Here is a 15476-nt window from a genome sequence, read left to right on the forward strand (position 1 = left end):
GGATCGATGTTATGGCTTTTGAATTAACTTACAGACCCCTAGAATACGGAACGAATGAAAATTATTTTCGCAGAAGTTTGGAAAACCCTTCATTACTAATTCCTGAAAAAGAAATAGGATGTTTTCTAGTTCTGCAATCCTCATATGCACTACATGAAACCATTGGTCTTTCAGCTCAGAACCTAGATATTTCATGGCAGGCTAACCAAAATTACTTATCGTCAAATTGTGCTGAAGAGGCCCCTCTAGCTTGTTATCCTATTTATTTGATTACAGTTGGGGATGATGAAAATGAAAAACTAGTTTACATCGGAAAGACATCGTCGAAGAGCTCACGATTTTCTTCAGGCCACCGCGCAATTACAAAGTTACACCACCCAAAATATGACGGCTTGTCAAAGAAAATATATTTGTGCTGCGTTGTTTTTTTAAAAGGCAGTAAAACCATTCCAATAGAATGGATTAAGCCTTTTGATTTCGCTGAAAAACTACTGAGTGAATTTGAAGCGAACTTAATTTATTGGAATAAGCCAGAGTTGAATACGCAGCATATAAAGAAAGAACCTATATTTGAATATGGGCAAGTTCATGCACAAAATGTAACCGGTACGACTTATTTTTGGCATGATAAATTCATTTAGAATGATATAAGAAAGATTTGAGTTAATGCTCTATATTTTTCACGCACTTCCCAATGCGTCCTACACATTGTGTCAATATTGTGCTCCAGGGGGGATAAAATTGGTATTATGTCTGTAATTCGCTCACAGCGGACCGTTAGCTCGTCCGCTGCGTGCTATGAAGATACGTTCTAATATTAGTAGATTTCAAATGTTGGCGAATTATTCATAACCATTTAAATTTATTACTTCTGGCATATTCCGTGATGGATCTTTAGGGGGATGGATTCCACCTCTAGCTCCATGCAACCATTGTTCGTATTTTTCAAGTACATCTTTCGTTGCAAGTCTATTAATAATTTCATCCAAGGATGTTTCGAATAAATTCCCAAGATAGATATTTGGAGGTGCCAACGCGACTGTACCAAAATGATTGATACTAACTCCGAGAGGATTTTCTATTTTGAAATCAGAAAAATAAGATCTTGCACACTTCGACATACTATTACCATTAGGAACTGCATCAGAACGAATATCAAACACGTAAATGTCTTGGTAATACTCACCGAATGGTGTAAAGATATCGCTAAGTGTTAATATTTCCATTCGATATTCTTCATCAGTTATAGCCATTTTTTTTGCAAATCTTTCTCCGCGGCCACTAGGTGTGAATTTTATGCAATTAAAATAACTAGCACCAAGTCGTGATGCCAATTTGGCAGTATCTAGTGCATATCCGAAATTGTTTTTACAACATACATAATTAACCCCCCAAAGTATCTTTCCAAACGCTGACAATTGATACATCCCAAATAATGTTTTTGCAAAGCTATTAGCCCCACGGATGGTGGAGTTAATATCTTCGCTCGGCCCATCTAAGCTTATTGATAAATTATATCTCATGCCAAATTCATACAACAATTCAAGTCGTTCGGTAGAAATAACATGGCCATTTGTAGAAATGCTTGGTAATACTTCGTTTTGAAACATATGTTTTACAACTTCTTCTAGACCATTGTGAAGAAAAGGCTCTCCGCCACCCAAGAATATTTGCTTCACGCCATGCCGCCGTAGAGTGCTTACAATACTTTTTAAATGGTCCGTACTCAAAAACGCTTTAACTTTTGGACTTGATTCTGAATAACAATGCTTACATGCTATTGTGCATTGTCCTGTCAGAGATAATGCTCCAGAAACTAATGATATTTCAGCCATTTATCGCTCCCAAATATGAAGCTAAGATTCATGAGTAGGTTTACTACGCGAACCCGGATCCATGCCAACCCTGATACCTTCAATAGGTTGTCCAGCAGGTTGTATTTTACAGACTGTTAACTTTCTGTCTTTATAGCTAATTTCATCAGAAACCAAGGGATCATTAGATGGTCGAACAATCATTAACCTTAAACCACTTTCAACATCTTCAAGTATGACACCTAATTGGGTGATTTTTTTTGACATGCTAATACCCTCGCAAGATGCGTAGTTTAATTGAATGGACACTTATCAAGCGTAGTTAGAATTTGAATAAATGCTAATTTTGAATGCCCTGCTTTAGTAAATAGTCGTCGACCATAAAGCGAACTAAAGTGAGGTAGTCTGAGGTAGACGGCTATGCACTTTTAGTCTGCTTCTCGCTCAAAGTGGACCTTCCGTTCCCACCTGCCTTTGCCTTGAACTCCTTCCTGTCGTTGCTCCTTCACCCTTCCATACGATTAGCCAACCGAGATCCGACTTTAGCTTTTTTCGGATCTTCGCAAAAAAAGAGAGAGCAAAGCATATCCTTAACATATCCATATGCTTACCATCTTCCTATACTGAGCATATGCATAAAGGCCATTCGGCCAGGAGGACATCATGAGAACCGTATCGATTTTTAAAAACGGCAATAACCGTGCTATCCGTCTGCCCCGTGATCTGGATTTTGACGGGGTGAGCGAGCTCGAGATCGTCCGCGAGGGCGACAGCATCATCCTGCGTCCCGTCCGGCCGACTTGGGGCTCATTCGCGCAGCTCGAAAAAGCCGATCCGGACTTTATGGCGGAGCGCGAGGGGATCGTCAGCGACGAAGGACGCGTTGAACTATGAAACAAACTCGCACGAAAACCTATATGCTTGATACCTGCATCTGCTCGTTCATCATGCGCGAGCAGCCGGACGGGTTGCTGAAACGCCTGGAGCAGGCGGTGCTGCGCAATCACCAGATCGTGGTGTCGGCCATCACCTACGCCGAGATACGATTTGGTGCCACCGGCCCGAAGACTTCCCCATGCCACATCGAGCTGGTTGGCGCGTTCTGCGCACGGGCGGCACGCCGATTGGTCCCAATGACACAGCGATCGCCGGGCACGCCATTGCGGTAGGGGCCATCCTGGTGACCAATAATGTGAGAGAGTTTGAGCGGGTGCCGGGGCTGAAACTGGAAAACTGGGCTGAATAATATAGTCCATTAATGATGGATATGACAAAAACAGCTCAGGGCATCTCGCCGGTGTCAGCCGGTTGTAACGGAAGTTTCAGTCCTGAAAAGACCGAAACTTCCATCCAAGTAACTATGAATGCTTGATGATTCTGTTTTTACCCATATTTTTAGCTTGATAAAGAGCGCTATCAGCTTTTTCTATCAGAGAGGACAAGTCTTCATCTTTTCTTTCGACCAGACCGCCACTGAATGTAACCGTGAGATTTTGTTCTCGCCAACGGCGTCGTGAAACACGCATCAACCATTTGTTCATGGTATCCATACATTCAGTCGTAGTGTTATCGATGAATAAAACCACAAACTCTTCACCACCATATCGAAATACATCCGTATTTTCATTACAAATATCTATACCCGTTTTACCAAGATACGCCAGAACACTATCTCCAAAAGTATGCCCGTAATTATCATTAACCCCTTTGAAATTATCTATATCAATAATAGCTAAATGCACTTTCTTTTTATTATTAATATTTTCCGAAAATGCCTGCTCTAGTCCACGCCTGTTTTTTAAACCAGTTAATGAGTCTGTAATTTCTTTAACCTTAGATTGTTGAAGTGCATTGTTGTTATTATCAATTTTGGAAAATACAGATAACAACCCACCCCCGCCACCCACTTTATTTAAATCATACCCGTGAAGCTTGAGCTTTATTTTCATTAGAATGTTATAACAAATAAAATGACATAGTATTGCAAAAAAAGATAATATAATGACGAGCTTAATAATGCCACAAGAAAACCAGCATCCATTTTACCCACTTCCTTGTTATAATCCTTTTCACTAATGACAGCGAAAATCACCCACTCTGGATTAGGATAGGTATAATAAAAAATATGATTGCGACTTTTTTTATCATAAAAACTACCCTGCTTATTATCTGCTGCTTCAACCCACTCCACAGGAACCCGTGCCGTCATATTTTTATTAATGCTATCGTTTATGATATACATGCCTTTCTTATCAGTCACTTTAAGATGGCTATTAAATGGTAACGTTATATACTTCAACTTTTCAGACAGATAATTCATATCAAGATCATAGGCTACAGTACCAATTTTTCTCTTGTTGGAATTGAACACATTCATTGCTGCCGTAATAATCATCCGATTATCACCGCGATATTCTGAGTATGAACTGGTATATGCATTACTATAAACAACCTCTCCATCCTTGCCGTAATGCGGGAACCATGGTCGTTCCTCTACGTCATATTCTGAAATATTTATCTCCGGCAGTATAATAAACTCTTTTTTATTATTGGAAATAATCACACCAGATAAATGTGGCGTCCGATTAAATGAACTTATTGCTGCTTTAATAAATTCATTGTTATCATCATTTAAATCCATCAGATTTACGCTGGTAGATTTATCATTTCTCAATAACATAAATTCGTTGTTAATTCTTTCTACATGTGGCTTTATATACATAAAAGAAACATTGCTCACAAATTGAGTCATTGTTTCATTTATAGTATTTTTAATTTCGTTGCGGTTATTATTATAAAGCCATAAACTAAGTGTTATGAATGGTATCAGCATTACAATGAATACTACGTTAAGCATTTTGGTTAGTGAAACTTTATCATAATTTATCATAATTTACCCTTTACCTATTACTCTTTACTCACACTTACGGTTTGGATGCGTGTTTTTTGTTTAGTATTATTAATGATTTAGTATTAGTCAGGCCGTAGTCTTACATACACTTCCACAATTCAGGCTGATATAAATCAAGGATCTTTTGCTGAATGATAAATACATAAGAAAAATTACACTTGAGAATGTGCATTCAGGATACTTTCTGGCAGAAGCAGAGTATTAAACGGCGGGATATTCAACTAAAAAGAGCCAGAAACTCCTCCGGTATTTTCGTTACAGTAAGGATAAGTCACTTATTTGTGCTGCGTACACAGCACAAATCAGACTACAATTCTCGTCAGTGGATATTTTGATAAATGGACATTGACTGCCCGCCTTGTGATGTACTGGCTCTCCGTGGCGCACCAGTCCCACATAACTCCTGTCGATATCTTATTGCTCGGTAGCCAGACGTCTGCTTACGACCGGTGCAGCGACTTACTGGTTTTCTTTCCGGTATGGTGATGGGCATCGTTACCGGCCACCGCCTAGCTGCCTTTGAAAACCTCAACAATTACCACGCCGCCCAGGGATAACACGCCACCAACGAGCAGTGACCTGGTGAACTCTTCGTTAAGCAACAGGATCGCCATGATTGCGGTAAAAATCGGGATCAGGTTAAAGAACAGCGACACACGTGAAGGGCCGAGACGTTTTGAGCCGACCATCCACGTCAGTGGCGCCAGAATCGACGCGCCAATCGCCGCATACAGAACCATTCCGCCGGAAACCAGGGTCAGGGTGTGTTTTTCACCTATCAGGTAAAATGGCAGTAACACGACGGCTGCGGTTGTCGCCTGAACATACAGGGACAAAATCAGCGGCACGTTGACATGCCAGCGTTTCAGCAGAATGTTATAAATCGCCATTGCAAAGGTCGCCACAAGCATCAGCCCGTCACCGATATTCATCCCCTGTGTGATCAGCTTTGATGGTTCTCCACCTGAGATGACCAGCACAACACCGGCCAGGGACACCAGTGCACCTACAACAGTACCTGCCCCCGGTTTATTTCTGAATACCAGGCTTGCCAGGATAATCGCCATCAGGGGCATCAGAGCCTGAATAATTCCCATATGCATTGCGGAGGTATACGCCGCTGCGTTATATGCCATACTCTGGAAAATGACGCTACTTAATAAACCCAATATCATTAACTTAGGTATATTTGGCAAAACTTCTTTCTTATGTTTTTTCATTGGACGCCAGATAACCGGTGTCAGAATAATTACAGCAATCAGCCAGCGGAGAAAACTTATCTCACTTGGTGAAATGACGCCGGACGTCATTTTGGTAATTATTGTGTTGGTGCCCCAGAGGAAAGCGGCCAGAAGTGGGAATAAGTAACTCATAGTAATATCCTGCGTTTTTGAATCAATGCAGACTTTAACATTCGTCCCAAATGGAATATATAATCATTTTGCGACATTTGATGCAGATCTTTAGACAGGTTTAACCGTGGGTATCCCGCCACCTTATTTAGTCTATAATTAATGATATTGTGAAAACGCGACAACTGTACGTGGAGAGATTGGGTGAGAGAGTCCGGAGTTATTCCTGTTATTAATGATTTGCCTGGCGAGATTTATTTCCGGCATGCTCAGCTTGCGGCGATGGACTGGCAGACTCACTCTCATTCATGGGGACAACTAAACTATGTCTCTTTCGGGGTCATGAATCTCGAAATTAATGGTATCCGGTTTTTGTCGCCACCTCAGTATGCCATCTGGATCCCCCCAAACGTGGAGCACTTCTCCTATACGCTTCAGGAGGCTATTTACCGTTCGGTTTACATTGGAGTTGAGACCTCGGCAAGACTGCCCTTAGCGCCATGCACAATGAGTGTCAGCCCGGTGTTAAGAGCCATTTTTGACGACTTTGCGCTAAGGGACATCCGTTCGCCAGAAACAGAACAGGATATCCGCATGGCTCAGGTCGCACTGGATCAAATCCTGAAGGTAGAAACACATGATAACTACCTGCCGTACGCCTCTTCCGAAGAGCTGAACCGGTTACTGAGATTCGTTCAGGATAATCCCGGGGATAAGCGAAGTGTAAGGGAACTGGCGGCAACGCTTCATACCACGTCACGTTCTCTTGAACGCAGATGTCAGCGTGAGCTGGGGATGTCCTTCGGTGAATGGCGCCTGAGACTGAAATTTATGTATGCACTGGAATGTCTTGATGCGGGGCATACTGTACAAAGCATTGCCCTTGATTTGGGGTACTCAACCACGTCTGCGTTTATTGTCATGTTCAGACGATTTACCGGTACTTCCCCCGATCAGTACAGGACCACACGACGCATGAGTCAGGTGAATAAAATGTAGTGGTGCACTAATTAGTGCTAACGGAACAAATATGTAAATGTCCGCTCCTCGCTCATAGCGGACCTTCAGATCCAAGAGGCTGTCCGCTTGGTACTGTGAGTTCAACCGATGGATGCAATCAGTCCAATGTTTTTGAGAAACAGACAGCTTCTTCTCTTCCTATGTATGGGCCATAATTATCAATACGAACATATCCATTTTTCTCGTAAAAATTGACGGCCCGTTGGTTGATATGTCGGGTTTCCAGCTTCAGTTCTCGATATCCCATTTGCTTTGCAGAGGTTTCCAGAAAAGTAAGTAATGCACTCCCCACGCCTGGCTCGCTTCGGTCCGAAAACATTCTTTTAAGCTCAGCTATGTTTTGTGTTAATGGGCGGATAGCCCCGCATCCTATCGCATAGCCATGTACATTTTTTGCCAATGCCCATACTGCTTTGTCATTGTTCATCGCTTCAACGGTGAAGTTGGTTTTGCCATTATCGCCAGTAATAGCGGCAAGTTCAGCTGACAGCATCTCGATTAAGCGATGAGATTCTGAAGAAAATGGATCTGATTTCTCTACTGTTATCATGGTTATATCCTGCAAAGGGAGTTCAACCAAAATATAGTACCCTGCCTGAAAAAGCATCATCCTGGAACAAGTAATGGGGCAACACTGATTTGTGGCTTTATTGGGGCTTCTCGCTCACAGAAGATCTTCATCGCTGCCCGCCGCTGCCGACGTTATCTAAAACGGCAACCCGCTTATTCGTCTACACTTCGCCTGAATTGATGCACATATTGTGCAGTGCAAGCACTCCTGCGGGCTGGCGGAAATAAATAACGATGAAAGTAATACTGGTAAGGCATGCTGAAACAGAGTGGAATCTAAGCAGGATAATCCAGGGGCATAGCGATAGCCCGATTACCCCCCGGGGTATGCGAGAAACATCGGCATTACTGGCCGCACTGTTGGAAAGCGCCTACCCGATAGCATGTATTTACAGCTCTCCTCTCGGGCGCGCACGGCAGATGGGGTTGAGCCTGGCAACAGGCCTTCACTGCCCACTGATCATTGAACCGTCACTAAAAGAACAGGCTTTTGGTCGTTTTGAAGGGCTCGCATCCGCGCAGCTCACGCGCAGCCATCCGGATGATGTAAATGCGCTATTCATGCACGATGCAAACTATTGCCCTCCTGAAGGGGAAACTCTGGCTCAGGCTACCCAGCGAATCATGGATTTCTTTTGTCACCTGCAAATAGCCAATCAGCATCGGACGGTTTGTGTGGTGTCTCACGGCCAGGTTAGCCAGGGCGTTCTGGCGCAGCTAAAAGAGGGGGTTATCGATAATTTTTCTCGCTACGCCCAGCCCAATGCGAGCTACTCTGTTCTGGAATGGGTAGACGGGAAATGCACAAATCTTCAATGGGGAATGGCTACACATCTCATGAAATTAGCAAGATAGCGGCTTTGGGGTATGACGACGAACGGAACAACGTTTATCCTGGCCACTCGCAGAGCGCCCGCCCCTGGTTTTGCTGGCTGAAGCGCGGCAAGCATACTCTGCGTATCCAATAATCAGCGATAAAAAGCCACGCCAATGGCCTCTTAGCGGATAAACGTTCTTTTTACGCGCACGGATGTTATGAAATACGGAATCCAAATGAACGCTGATATCACATTTCTGAAAACAGGAACAAGTTCATTATAGCCAATATTTACGCCGGGAATTAACCTATAAAGCATATAGAGATTTAATGACATTGTTACTACAATAGATATCAAAAACAGCATATAAAGCTTGGGTAAAAATCTTTTCTTTCTCAAGAAAAAGGAAAGTACCGTCAGAGAAAATAAAAACTCTACGGCATAAATAGCAAGAGAGAGTGCAAAGAATGTTTTCGCACTGACATTCAAATGCGTATAATTCTCTGCCATAAATTTAAATGCATCTGTCATTGCAAACAGATACCCCGCAGCGGTAACCACTAACCCGATGAGAGGTAAAAATAAAAAACCGCCAATTTTCCTGAAATGTTTTTCTTCACAGACATCGCAAAATTCTCTTTCCTGAGGTATGGCTACCCCGCACTTTATACATCCCCATTCCATAAACGATCCTTTGATATATTTTTATAGTTGTTATGATACTAAAACAAGCATATCACAGAGGCAAGTGAACAAAATAATAGAAAACACCCCAGTAATTGTTATCTAAAGCACTATTTAAGGTAAATTTGACAGTATTAGTATTCATCTTTTAAGACACAGCTCAGGGGAGCTATTTCCCCATCCCGATAGACATTTCAAATCCATCATGATTGGCGGCCAAACCAGAGGGGCCGGAGGCTTCCGTCCCCCAACGCCTGGTCGTTTCAGAAGCCGCCCTTTCCCTCAGATGCAGGGCCCGGTGGCACATCCGTACATCATGTACAGTGGGAACAAAGGGACTAAGGGGATCATGGCGATCTCGCCAAGGGAGCTTAACGTTTTAGTCTTATCATTGATTGATACCACAACGGGCTGTTCTAACCGATACTCTGCAGCCAGTTCTGGCGCGTACGATGAAGACCAAAACCCCGTCGCTTTAAACAAAATACCGAGGCGATCGTTATCAATCTGCACCGCATGATACTGATTGACCAGCTCGGCATGCTGCCCGGCATCCAGTTTGCGTTTATCCACCACAACCACGTATTCCGCCGTCACTTCATGTTGATCGACAACAAAGTTAACCCGCACGCCAGAAGCCTGCTGGTGAAAACGTTCATAAAATGTCTTATAACGCTGATATTCTTGGGGGAAGCCGGTACGAAAAAAACGATAACTGTACTTCGCCGAGCTGGCGATAATGCCGGAGTCAACCGGTTTTACCGCCACAATAGTATCCGTAGGCGGTAAGTTTGGCGCACTGGTACATCCTACGAGCATCACCACCACCAGCAATAAATATTTGATCATTTTCAGCCGTTCCTGTTCGCTATTTTTTCTGTAACATCAAAAGATTGTTTTAACACCAGGAGTACACCTGTCTCTCCCTGTTTAGCACACCGCCGTCCCATTATTAACGCCCAAATTTTTCCTGGCAGCGTGTTTTTTCCGAAAAGCACTTTCCCGCGATTTTTTTTGACTGACTTTTAATTGATTTAAAAGCACTTTTTAAACATCCCCTCCTCTGCCTAAACATCATCCATGATTAACACTTGATCAGGTAGAACGATCGTTCTACCTTTAAAGCATGAACAGAAAACCAAGTGACACACGAGAAAAAATCCTCGCCACCGCTGAACAGCTTATCTATCAGAACGGCATCCACGCCACGGGCATGGACCTTCTGGTAAAGACCTCAGGCGTCGCAAGGAAGAGTATTTATCGCTATTTTGCGAACAAGGAGGACGTGGCATCGGCCGCGTTGAATGCGCGTGACGAACGGTGGATGCAGTGGTTCAGAACCGAGTCGGATAAAGGCGAAACGCCTCGGGATCGCATTCTGAACATGTTCACCGTTCTGAAAAGCTGGTTTGAGTCCGAAGGCTTCCGCGGCTGTGCCTTTATCAACACAGCCGGAGAAGTGGGAGACCCGGACGATCCTGTTCGCCAGATAGCAAAAATGCATAAGCAGAAACTGCTGGATTACACGATCGCGCTCTGCGAGCAGCTGCACGCAGAACACCCTGTCGTTCTGGCCAGACAGCTGCTGATGTTGATCGAGGGGGCAATCACCATGACATACGTGATGGGCGATCGGAACGCCGCTGACGACGCACGGAACGTGGCAAACGTTTTGCTGGAACGGCTCTCGGCCGGGCCTGAGTAACGATTAGGGCGATTCCCTAAAACCGACACGAACAGGAATTTTACCATGACTGACACACCCGTACGTCCGCCGCTTCCGCCCTTCACGCTGGAAACGGCCATTGAGAAAGTCCGTCTGGCTGAAGACGGCTGGAACACCCGCGACGCGGCAAAAGTCGCGCTGGCTTACTCGCTGGATACCCAATGGCGTAACCGTACCGAATTCGCGAGTCATCGTGAAGAAGCCGAAGGGTTCCTCGCGCGTAAGTGGAAAAAAGAGCTCGAGTACCGACTCATCAAAGAGCTGTGGGCGTTTGGTGGAAACCGTATCGCCGTCCGTTACGCTTACGAATGGCATGATGACTCAGGTAACTGGTTCCGTTCTTACGGTAACGAAAACTGGGAGTTTGAGGCCGACGGTCTGATGAAACGTCGCTTCGCATGTATCAATGACATGCCAATCAAAGAAAGCGAGCGCAAATTCTTCTGGCCACTGGGGCGTCGTCCTGACGATCACCCAGGCCTGTCTGACCTGGGTCTGTAATGCCTTGAGCTATCACGAGTAAGGCCCGCCACATCCGTCGTGACCGGGCTTTACTCAACCCGTCGGCTTCATCGGCCGGCCGTTTTACCCTCTGCTCATTGCTCGCACGCAAATTCAGGGGACACAGCCCCTTCAACATTTTCATTCTTCTCTTTAAACGTGCGACGGGCGAGGTTCCCTCCTGCCTGGCGTTAACACGCATATAAATTTTTTAACAAAAATCGAAACAAATGTTGATAATGAGAAACATTATCTGCAAAATTCTCATTATCACGCCTAATGCATTCTGGACGAGCCGCAGACGCTCGCTGGAAGTGATTTGCCCCCACTCAGGAGATCGCCGTCAGATTCAGCGACGCCGCGGTATCCGGGAAAACTGCAGCGCTACGCTGCTTCTTTAACTCACGGAACGCATTTTTGGGCCGCCCTTTATCGGCCCATGCGCAGGAATGATGATGATGACGATCAAAAAGAGCCTCTGGGCGCTCAACCCTTTACTTCTCGCCATGATGGCACCCGCGGTGGCGCAAACTACCGATGATGAAAGCATGGTGATCTCCGCCAACCGTAGCAACCGCACGGTAGCGGAAATGGCGCAGACCACCTGGGTGATTGAAAACGCCGAACTGGAGCAGCAGATACAGGGCGGTAAAGAGCTCAAAGATGCGCTGGCCCAGCTGATCCCCGGCCTTGACGTAAGTAGCCAGAGCCGCACCAACTACGGCATGAACGTACGCGGTCGCCCGCTGGTGGTGCTGATTGACGGCGTACGCCTCAACTCTTCGCGCACCGACAGCCGCCAGCTGGACTCCATAGACCCCTTCAATATCGAACATATTGAAGTCATCTCCGGCGCGACCTCGCTGTACGGCGGCGGCAGTACCGGTGGCCTGATTAATATCGTGACCAAAAAGGGCCAGCCGGAAACTCAGGTGGAGTTTGAAGCCGGTACGAAAAGCGGCTTCAACAGCAGCAAAGATCACGATGAACGCGTTGCCAGCGCCGTTTCAGGCGGCAACGATCATATTGCCGGACGGCTGTCGGTGGCGTATCAGAAGTTTGGCGGCTGGTATGATGGCAACGGCGATGCCACCCTGCTGGATAACACCCAAACCGGGCTGCAGTACTCCGACCGTCTCGATGTGATGGGTACCGGCACGCTGAATATCAATGAAACGCAGCAGCTACAGCTAGTGACGCAGTACTATAAAAGCCAGGGAGACGATGACTACGGCCTGAACCTGGGGAAAGATTTTTCTGCCCTCACCGGTAAAAGCAAACCGTACGTCAGCAGCGGCCTCAGCTCCGACCGTATTCCCGGTACCGAACGCCACCTGATGAGCCTGCAGTATTCCAACAGCGATTTCCTCGGCCAGGAGCTGGTCGGTCAGGTTTACTATCGCGATGAATCCTTGAAGTTCTACCCTTTCCCGAGCGTGGATAAAAACTTCAACCTGACAAGCTTCTCGTCATCGCAGCAGGACACAAACCAGTACGGCGCGAAGCTAACGCTCAACAGCACGCCGTTGGACGGCTGGCAGCTCACCTACGGACTGGATGCCGATCACGAGCGCTTCACCTCTAATCAGATGTATTTCGATAAGCAAAAGGCCAACGCCTCCGGCGGCTTAAACAACCAGCAGATATACACCACCGGACGCTACCCGAGCTACGATATCAGCAACCTGGCCGCGTTCCTGCAGTCGAGCTACGATATCAACGAAATCTTCACCCTCAGCGGCGGCGTGCGCTACCAGTACACCGAGAACCGCGTCGACGATTTCGTGGGCTACAACGAGCAACGTTTAATTGCCGACGGCAGCGCCCGTTCCGCCGACGCCATTCCCGGCGGCTCAACCGACTACGATAATTACCTCTTTAACGCCGGTCTGTTAGTACACCTTACCGAGCGCCAGCAGACGTGGTTTAACTTCTCTCAGGGCGTCGAACTCCCGGATCCGGGTAAATACTATGGTCGCGGGCAATACGGAAAGGCGGTGAACGGCCATCTGCCGCTGGTGAACAGCGTCAACGTCGACGACAGCAAGCTCGAAGGGATCAAGGTGAACTCCTACGAACTCGGCTGGCGCTACACCGGCGACAACCTGCGCACGCAGATCGCCGCCTACTACTCGTTGTCCGACAAAAACGTGCAGGCGAATAAAGATCTGACCATCAGCGTGGTGGACGATAAGCGCCGCATCTACGGCGTAGAGGGCGCGGTGGATTACTTTATTCCAGACAGCGACTGGAGCGCCGGGGGGAATTTCAACGTACTGAAAACCGAATCAAAGGTGGACGGCAGCTGGCAGAAATATGACGTGAAGGTGGCGAGCCCGTCGAAAGCGACGGCCTACATCGGCTGGGCACCGGACCCGTGGAGCCTGCGCGTGCAGAGCACCACGTCCTTTAAGCTGAGCGATGATGCAGGTAATGAGATTGATGGCTACACGACGGTCGATCTGCTTGGCAGCTATGCGTTGCCGGTAGGGAAACTGAGCTTTAGCATTGAAAACCTCTTTGACCGCGACTACACCACCGTCTGGGGACAACGCGCGCCGATGTACTACAGCCCGGGCTATGGCCCTGCCTCGCTGTATGACTACAAAGGCCGTGGCCGGACGTTTGGGATGAACTACTCAGTACTGTTCTGATATGAGAAGCCCTGGGGAGGCGTTGGCAGGGAAGATCTGAAAATATCTTTGATGACTGTACGTTAACCCTCCCCCTCTCCCCCTCGGAGAGAGGGTCAGAGTGAGGGGGGCAGACACTCGGCCCCCCTTATCCGCGAGCGAACCTTACTTACCGCCCGTTTTCACCGGCGTATCCGGCTTCTTATCGTTACCGGCAATGTACGGGCTCCACGGCTGGGCACGCACCGGTTTATCGGTGTTCCACACCACGTTAAACTGACCGTTCTCTTCGATTTCGCCGATCATCACCGGCTTGTGCAGGTGATGGTTGGTGGCATCCATCGTCAGGGTAAAACCGCTTGGCGCATTGAAGGTTTGCCCCGCCATCGCCGCGCGCACTTTATCCACATCGGTGGTGCCCGCTTTTTCAACCGCCTGTGCCCACATATGGATACCGACATAGGTCGCTTCCATCGGATCGTTAGTCACCACCGTATCCGCATTTGGCAGCTTATGTGCTTTGGCGTAGGCGCGGTAGTCGGCGACAAACTTCGTATTCACCGGATTGCTGACGGACTCGAAGTAGTTCCACGCCGCCAGATGGCCGACCAGCGGTTTGGTATCAATCCCGCGCAGCTCTTCTTCACCCACGGAGAACGCCACCACCGGCACGTCGGTCGCTTTAATACCCTGATTCGCCAGCTCTTTGTAGAACGGTACGTTGGAGTCACCGTTGATGGTGGAGATCACCGCCGTTTTCCCGCCAGCGGAGAATTTTTTGATGTTGGCAACGATGGTCTGGTAGTCGCTATAGCCGAACGGGGTATACACCTCTTCGATATCTTTATCCTGAACCCCTTTCGAATGCAGGAACGCGCGCAGAATCTTGTTGGTGGTGCGCGGATAGACGTAATCGGTCCCCAGCAGGAAGAAGCGCTTCGCGCTGCCGCCATCCTCGCTCATCATGTACTCCACCGCCGGAATCGCCTGTTGGTTCGGCGCCGCGCCGGTGTAGAAGACGTTTGGCGACATCTCTTCCCCTTCGTACTGCACCGGGTAGAACAGCAGGCCGTTTAGCTCTTCGAATACCGGCAGCACCGATTTACGCGAAACCGATGTCCAACAGCCGAACACCACAGCGGCTTTGTCCTGAGTCAGCAGCTGGCGCGCCTTTTCAGCAAACAGCGGCCAGTTGGATGCCGGATCAACCACCACCGGCTCCAGCTTCTTGCCCAACACGCCGCCCTTGGCGTTGATTTCATCAATCGTCATCAGCGCCACGTCCTTGAGCGGCGTTTCGGAAATAGCCATCGTGCCCGACAGGGAATGCATAATCCCCACTTTAATGGTGTCTGCTGCGTACGCCTGCAAAGAGAAGCCCATGCTCAAAAAGGTGGCCGACAGGGCAAATGCTTTCAGTAAAGAACGTCTTTTCATGACCAAAACC

General features: G+C 47.2%; 16 protein-coding genes and 1 pseudogene. 8 read left to right on the plus strand and 9 right to left on the minus strand.

The window, feature by feature from the left end; translation table 11 throughout:
• Positions 1-11: 11 nt before the first annotated feature.
• Positions 12-641 (plus strand): hypothetical protein, encoded by a 630-nt coding sequence (locus V6942_RS19895; RefSeq protein ID WP_333501716.1) that lies wholly within the window; start codon positions 12-14, stop codon positions 639-641.
• Between the two features lie 201 nt (positions 642-842).
• Here V6942_RS19895 and V6942_RS19900 read toward each other — a convergent pair whose 3' ends face one another.
• Together V6942_RS19900 and V6942_RS19905 are read right to left on the minus strand one after the other, a co-directional pair.
• Positions 843-1835, minus strand: coding sequence for a radical SAM protein (locus tag V6942_RS19900; protein ID WP_333501717.1), 993 nt, complete (start codon positions 1833-1835; stop codon positions 843-845).
• A 21-nt stretch (positions 1836-1856) separates the two neighbouring features.
• The gene (locus V6942_RS19905) at positions 1857-2081 is read right to left on the minus strand and encodes a hypothetical protein (RefSeq protein WP_333501718.1); all 225 of its coding nucleotides are present in this window, start codon (positions 2079-2081) and stop codon (positions 1857-1859) included.
• A 396-nt stretch (positions 2082-2477) separates the two neighbouring features.
• Between V6942_RS19905 and vapB the strand changes: the two genes are divergently transcribed.
• Positions 2478-2708 (plus strand): type II toxin-antitoxin system VapB family antitoxin, encoded by a 231-nt coding sequence (vapB, locus tag V6942_RS19910; protein ID WP_333501719.1) that lies wholly within the window; start codon positions 2478-2480, stop codon positions 2706-2708.
• Positions 2705-3060, plus strand: a pseudogene (locus V6942_RS19915) (type II toxin-antitoxin system VapC family toxin). The gene vapB and the pseudogene V6942_RS19915 overlap by 4 nt, the downstream one beginning before the upstream one ends.
• Before the next feature lie 112 nt (positions 3061-3172).
• Here V6942_RS19915 and V6942_RS19920 read toward each other — a convergent pair.
• From V6942_RS19920 to V6942_RS19930, 3 genes are all read right to left on the minus strand, one after another.
• Positions 3173-3763, minus strand: a complete 591-nt coding sequence (locus V6942_RS19920) for a GGDEF domain-containing protein (protein WP_333501720.1) — start codon at positions 3761-3763, stop codon at positions 3173-3175.
• On the minus strand, positions 3763-4704 hold the full coding sequence (locus V6942_RS19925) for a cache domain-containing protein (RefSeq protein WP_333501721.1): 942 nt from the start codon (positions 4702-4704) through the stop codon (positions 3763-3765). Before V6942_RS19925 ends, V6942_RS19920 begins: the two co-directional genes overlap by 1 nt.
• 530 nt (positions 4705-5234) lie before the next feature.
• Positions 5235-6098 (minus strand): DMT family transporter, encoded by an 864-nt coding sequence (locus tag V6942_RS19930; protein WP_333501722.1) that lies wholly within the window; start codon positions 6096-6098, stop codon positions 5235-5237.
• Positions 6099-6281: 183 nt separating this feature from the next.
• Here V6942_RS19930 and V6942_RS19935 point away from each other — a divergent pair, with 183 nt between their 5' ends.
• Positions 6282-7076 (plus strand): helix-turn-helix transcriptional regulator, encoded by a 795-nt coding sequence (locus tag V6942_RS19935; protein ID WP_333501723.1) that lies wholly within the window; start codon positions 6282-6284, stop codon positions 7074-7076.
• A gap of 118 nt (positions 7077-7194) precedes the next feature.
• Here V6942_RS19935 and V6942_RS19940 read toward each other — a convergent pair whose 3' ends face one another.
• A complete protein-coding gene (locus V6942_RS19940) occupies positions 7195-7647 on the minus strand; it encodes a GNAT family N-acetyltransferase (RefSeq protein WP_333501724.1) in 453 nt (150 codons plus the stop codon).
• A gap of 254 nt (positions 7648-7901) precedes the next feature.
• Here V6942_RS19940 and V6942_RS19945 point away from each other — a divergent pair, with 254 nt between their 5' ends.
• On the plus strand, positions 7902-8522 hold the full coding sequence (locus V6942_RS19945) for a histidine phosphatase family protein (protein WP_333501725.1): 621 nt from the start codon (positions 7902-7904) through the stop codon (positions 8520-8522).
• A 143-nt stretch (positions 8523-8665) separates the two neighbouring features.
• Here the strand turns inward: V6942_RS19945 and V6942_RS19950 are convergent, their stop codons facing one another.
• Positions 8666-9169 carry a DUF2569 domain-containing protein gene (locus V6942_RS19950; RefSeq protein ID WP_182934640.1) on the minus strand — a complete coding sequence of 168 codons (504 nt, stop codon included), beginning with the start codon at positions 9167-9169 and terminating at the stop codon, positions 8666-8668.
• Between the two features lie 282 nt (positions 9170-9451).
• On the minus strand, positions 9452-10018 hold the full coding sequence (locus tag V6942_RS19955; protein WP_106930895.1) for a hypothetical protein: 567 nt from the start codon (positions 10016-10018) through the stop codon (positions 9452-9454).
• Between the two features lie 277 nt (positions 10019-10295).
• Here V6942_RS19955 and V6942_RS19960 point away from each other — a divergent pair, with 277 nt between their 5' ends.
• The 3 genes from V6942_RS19960 (at position 10296) to iutA (ending at position 14050) form a co-directional block, all read left to right on the plus strand.
• Positions 10296-10874, plus strand: coding sequence for a TetR/AcrR family transcriptional regulator (locus V6942_RS19960; protein ID WP_182934639.1), 579 nt, complete (start codon positions 10296-10298; stop codon positions 10872-10874).
• A 45-nt stretch (positions 10875-10919) separates the two neighbouring features.
• Complete coding sequence (locus tag V6942_RS19965; RefSeq protein WP_106930899.1) at positions 10920-11396, plus strand: DUF1348 family protein; 477 nt, start codon at positions 10920-10922, stop codon at positions 11394-11396.
• A gap of 458 nt (positions 11397-11854) precedes the next feature.
• A complete protein-coding gene (gene iutA / locus V6942_RS19970) occupies positions 11855-14050 on the plus strand; it encodes a ferric aerobactin receptor IutA (protein WP_413774317.1) in 2196 nt (731 codons plus the stop codon).
• 144 nt (positions 14051-14194) lie between these two features.
• Here the strand turns inward: iutA and urtA are convergent, their stop codons facing one another.
• The gene (gene urtA, locus V6942_RS19975; RefSeq protein ID WP_106930903.1) at positions 14195-15466 is read right to left on the minus strand and encodes an urea ABC transporter substrate-binding protein; all 1272 of its coding nucleotides are present in this window, start codon (positions 15464-15466) and stop codon (positions 14195-14197) included.
• Positions 15467-15476 lie beyond the last annotated feature (10 nt).

This window comes from Kluyvera genomosp. 2 (assembly GCF_036759865.1).
Classification (GTDB): domain Bacteria; phylum Pseudomonadota; class Gammaproteobacteria; order Enterobacterales; family Enterobacteriaceae; genus Kluyvera; species Kluyvera ascorbata_B.

Bases quoted from the DNA above. Each gene is read 5' to 3' on its own strand.
- V6942_RS19895 (WP_333501716.1), top strand. From the start codon at position 12: ATGGCTTTTGAATTAACTTACAGACCCCTAGAATACGGAACGAATGAA.
- V6942_RS19920 (WP_333501720.1), bottom strand. From the start codon at position 3,763: ATGAAAATAAAGCTCAAGCTTCACGGGTATGATTTAAATAAAGTGGGT.
- V6942_RS19955 (WP_106930895.1), bottom strand. From the start codon at position 10,018: ATGATCAAATATTTATTGCTGGTGGTGGTGATGCTCGTAGGATGTACC.
- V6942_RS19940 (WP_333501724.1), bottom strand. From the start codon at position 7,647: ATGATAACAGTAGAGAAATCAGATCCATTTTCTTCAGAATCTCATCGC.
- V6942_RS19960 (WP_182934639.1), top strand. From the start codon at position 10,296: ATGAACAGAAAACCAAGTGACACACGAGAAAAAATCCTCGCCACCGCT.
- V6942_RS19965 (WP_106930899.1), top strand. From the start codon at position 10,920: ATGACTGACACACCCGTACGTCCGCCGCTTCCGCCCTTCACGCTGGAA.
- iutA (WP_413774317.1), top strand. From the start codon at position 11,855: ATGACGATCAAAAAGAGCCTCTGGGCGCTCAACCCTTTACTTCTCGCC.
- V6942_RS19950 (WP_182934640.1), bottom strand. From the start codon at position 9,169: ATGGAATGGGGATGTATAAAGTGCGGGGTAGCCATACCTCAGGAAAGA.
- urtA (WP_106930903.1), bottom strand. From the start codon at position 15,466: ATGAAAAGACGTTCTTTACTGAAAGCATTTGCCCTGTCGGCCACCTTT.
- V6942_RS19930 (WP_333501722.1), bottom strand. From the start codon at position 6,098: ATGAGTTACTTATTCCCACTTCTGGCCGCTTTCCTCTGGGGCACCAAC.
- vapB (WP_333501719.1), top strand. From the start codon at position 2,478: ATGAGAACCGTATCGATTTTTAAAAACGGCAATAACCGTGCTATCCGT.
- V6942_RS19925 (WP_333501721.1), bottom strand. From the start codon at position 4,704: ATGATAAATTATGATAAAGTTTCACTAACCAAAATGCTTAACGTAGTA.
- V6942_RS19900 (WP_333501717.1), bottom strand. From the start codon at position 1,835: ATGGCTGAAATATCATTAGTTTCTGGAGCATTATCTCTGACAGGACAA.
- V6942_RS19945 (WP_333501725.1), top strand. From the start codon at position 7,902: ATGAAAGTAATACTGGTAAGGCATGCTGAAACAGAGTGGAATCTAAGC.
- V6942_RS19905 (WP_333501718.1), bottom strand. From the start codon at position 2,081: ATGTCAAAAAAAATCACCCAATTAGGTGTCATACTTGAAGATGTTGAA.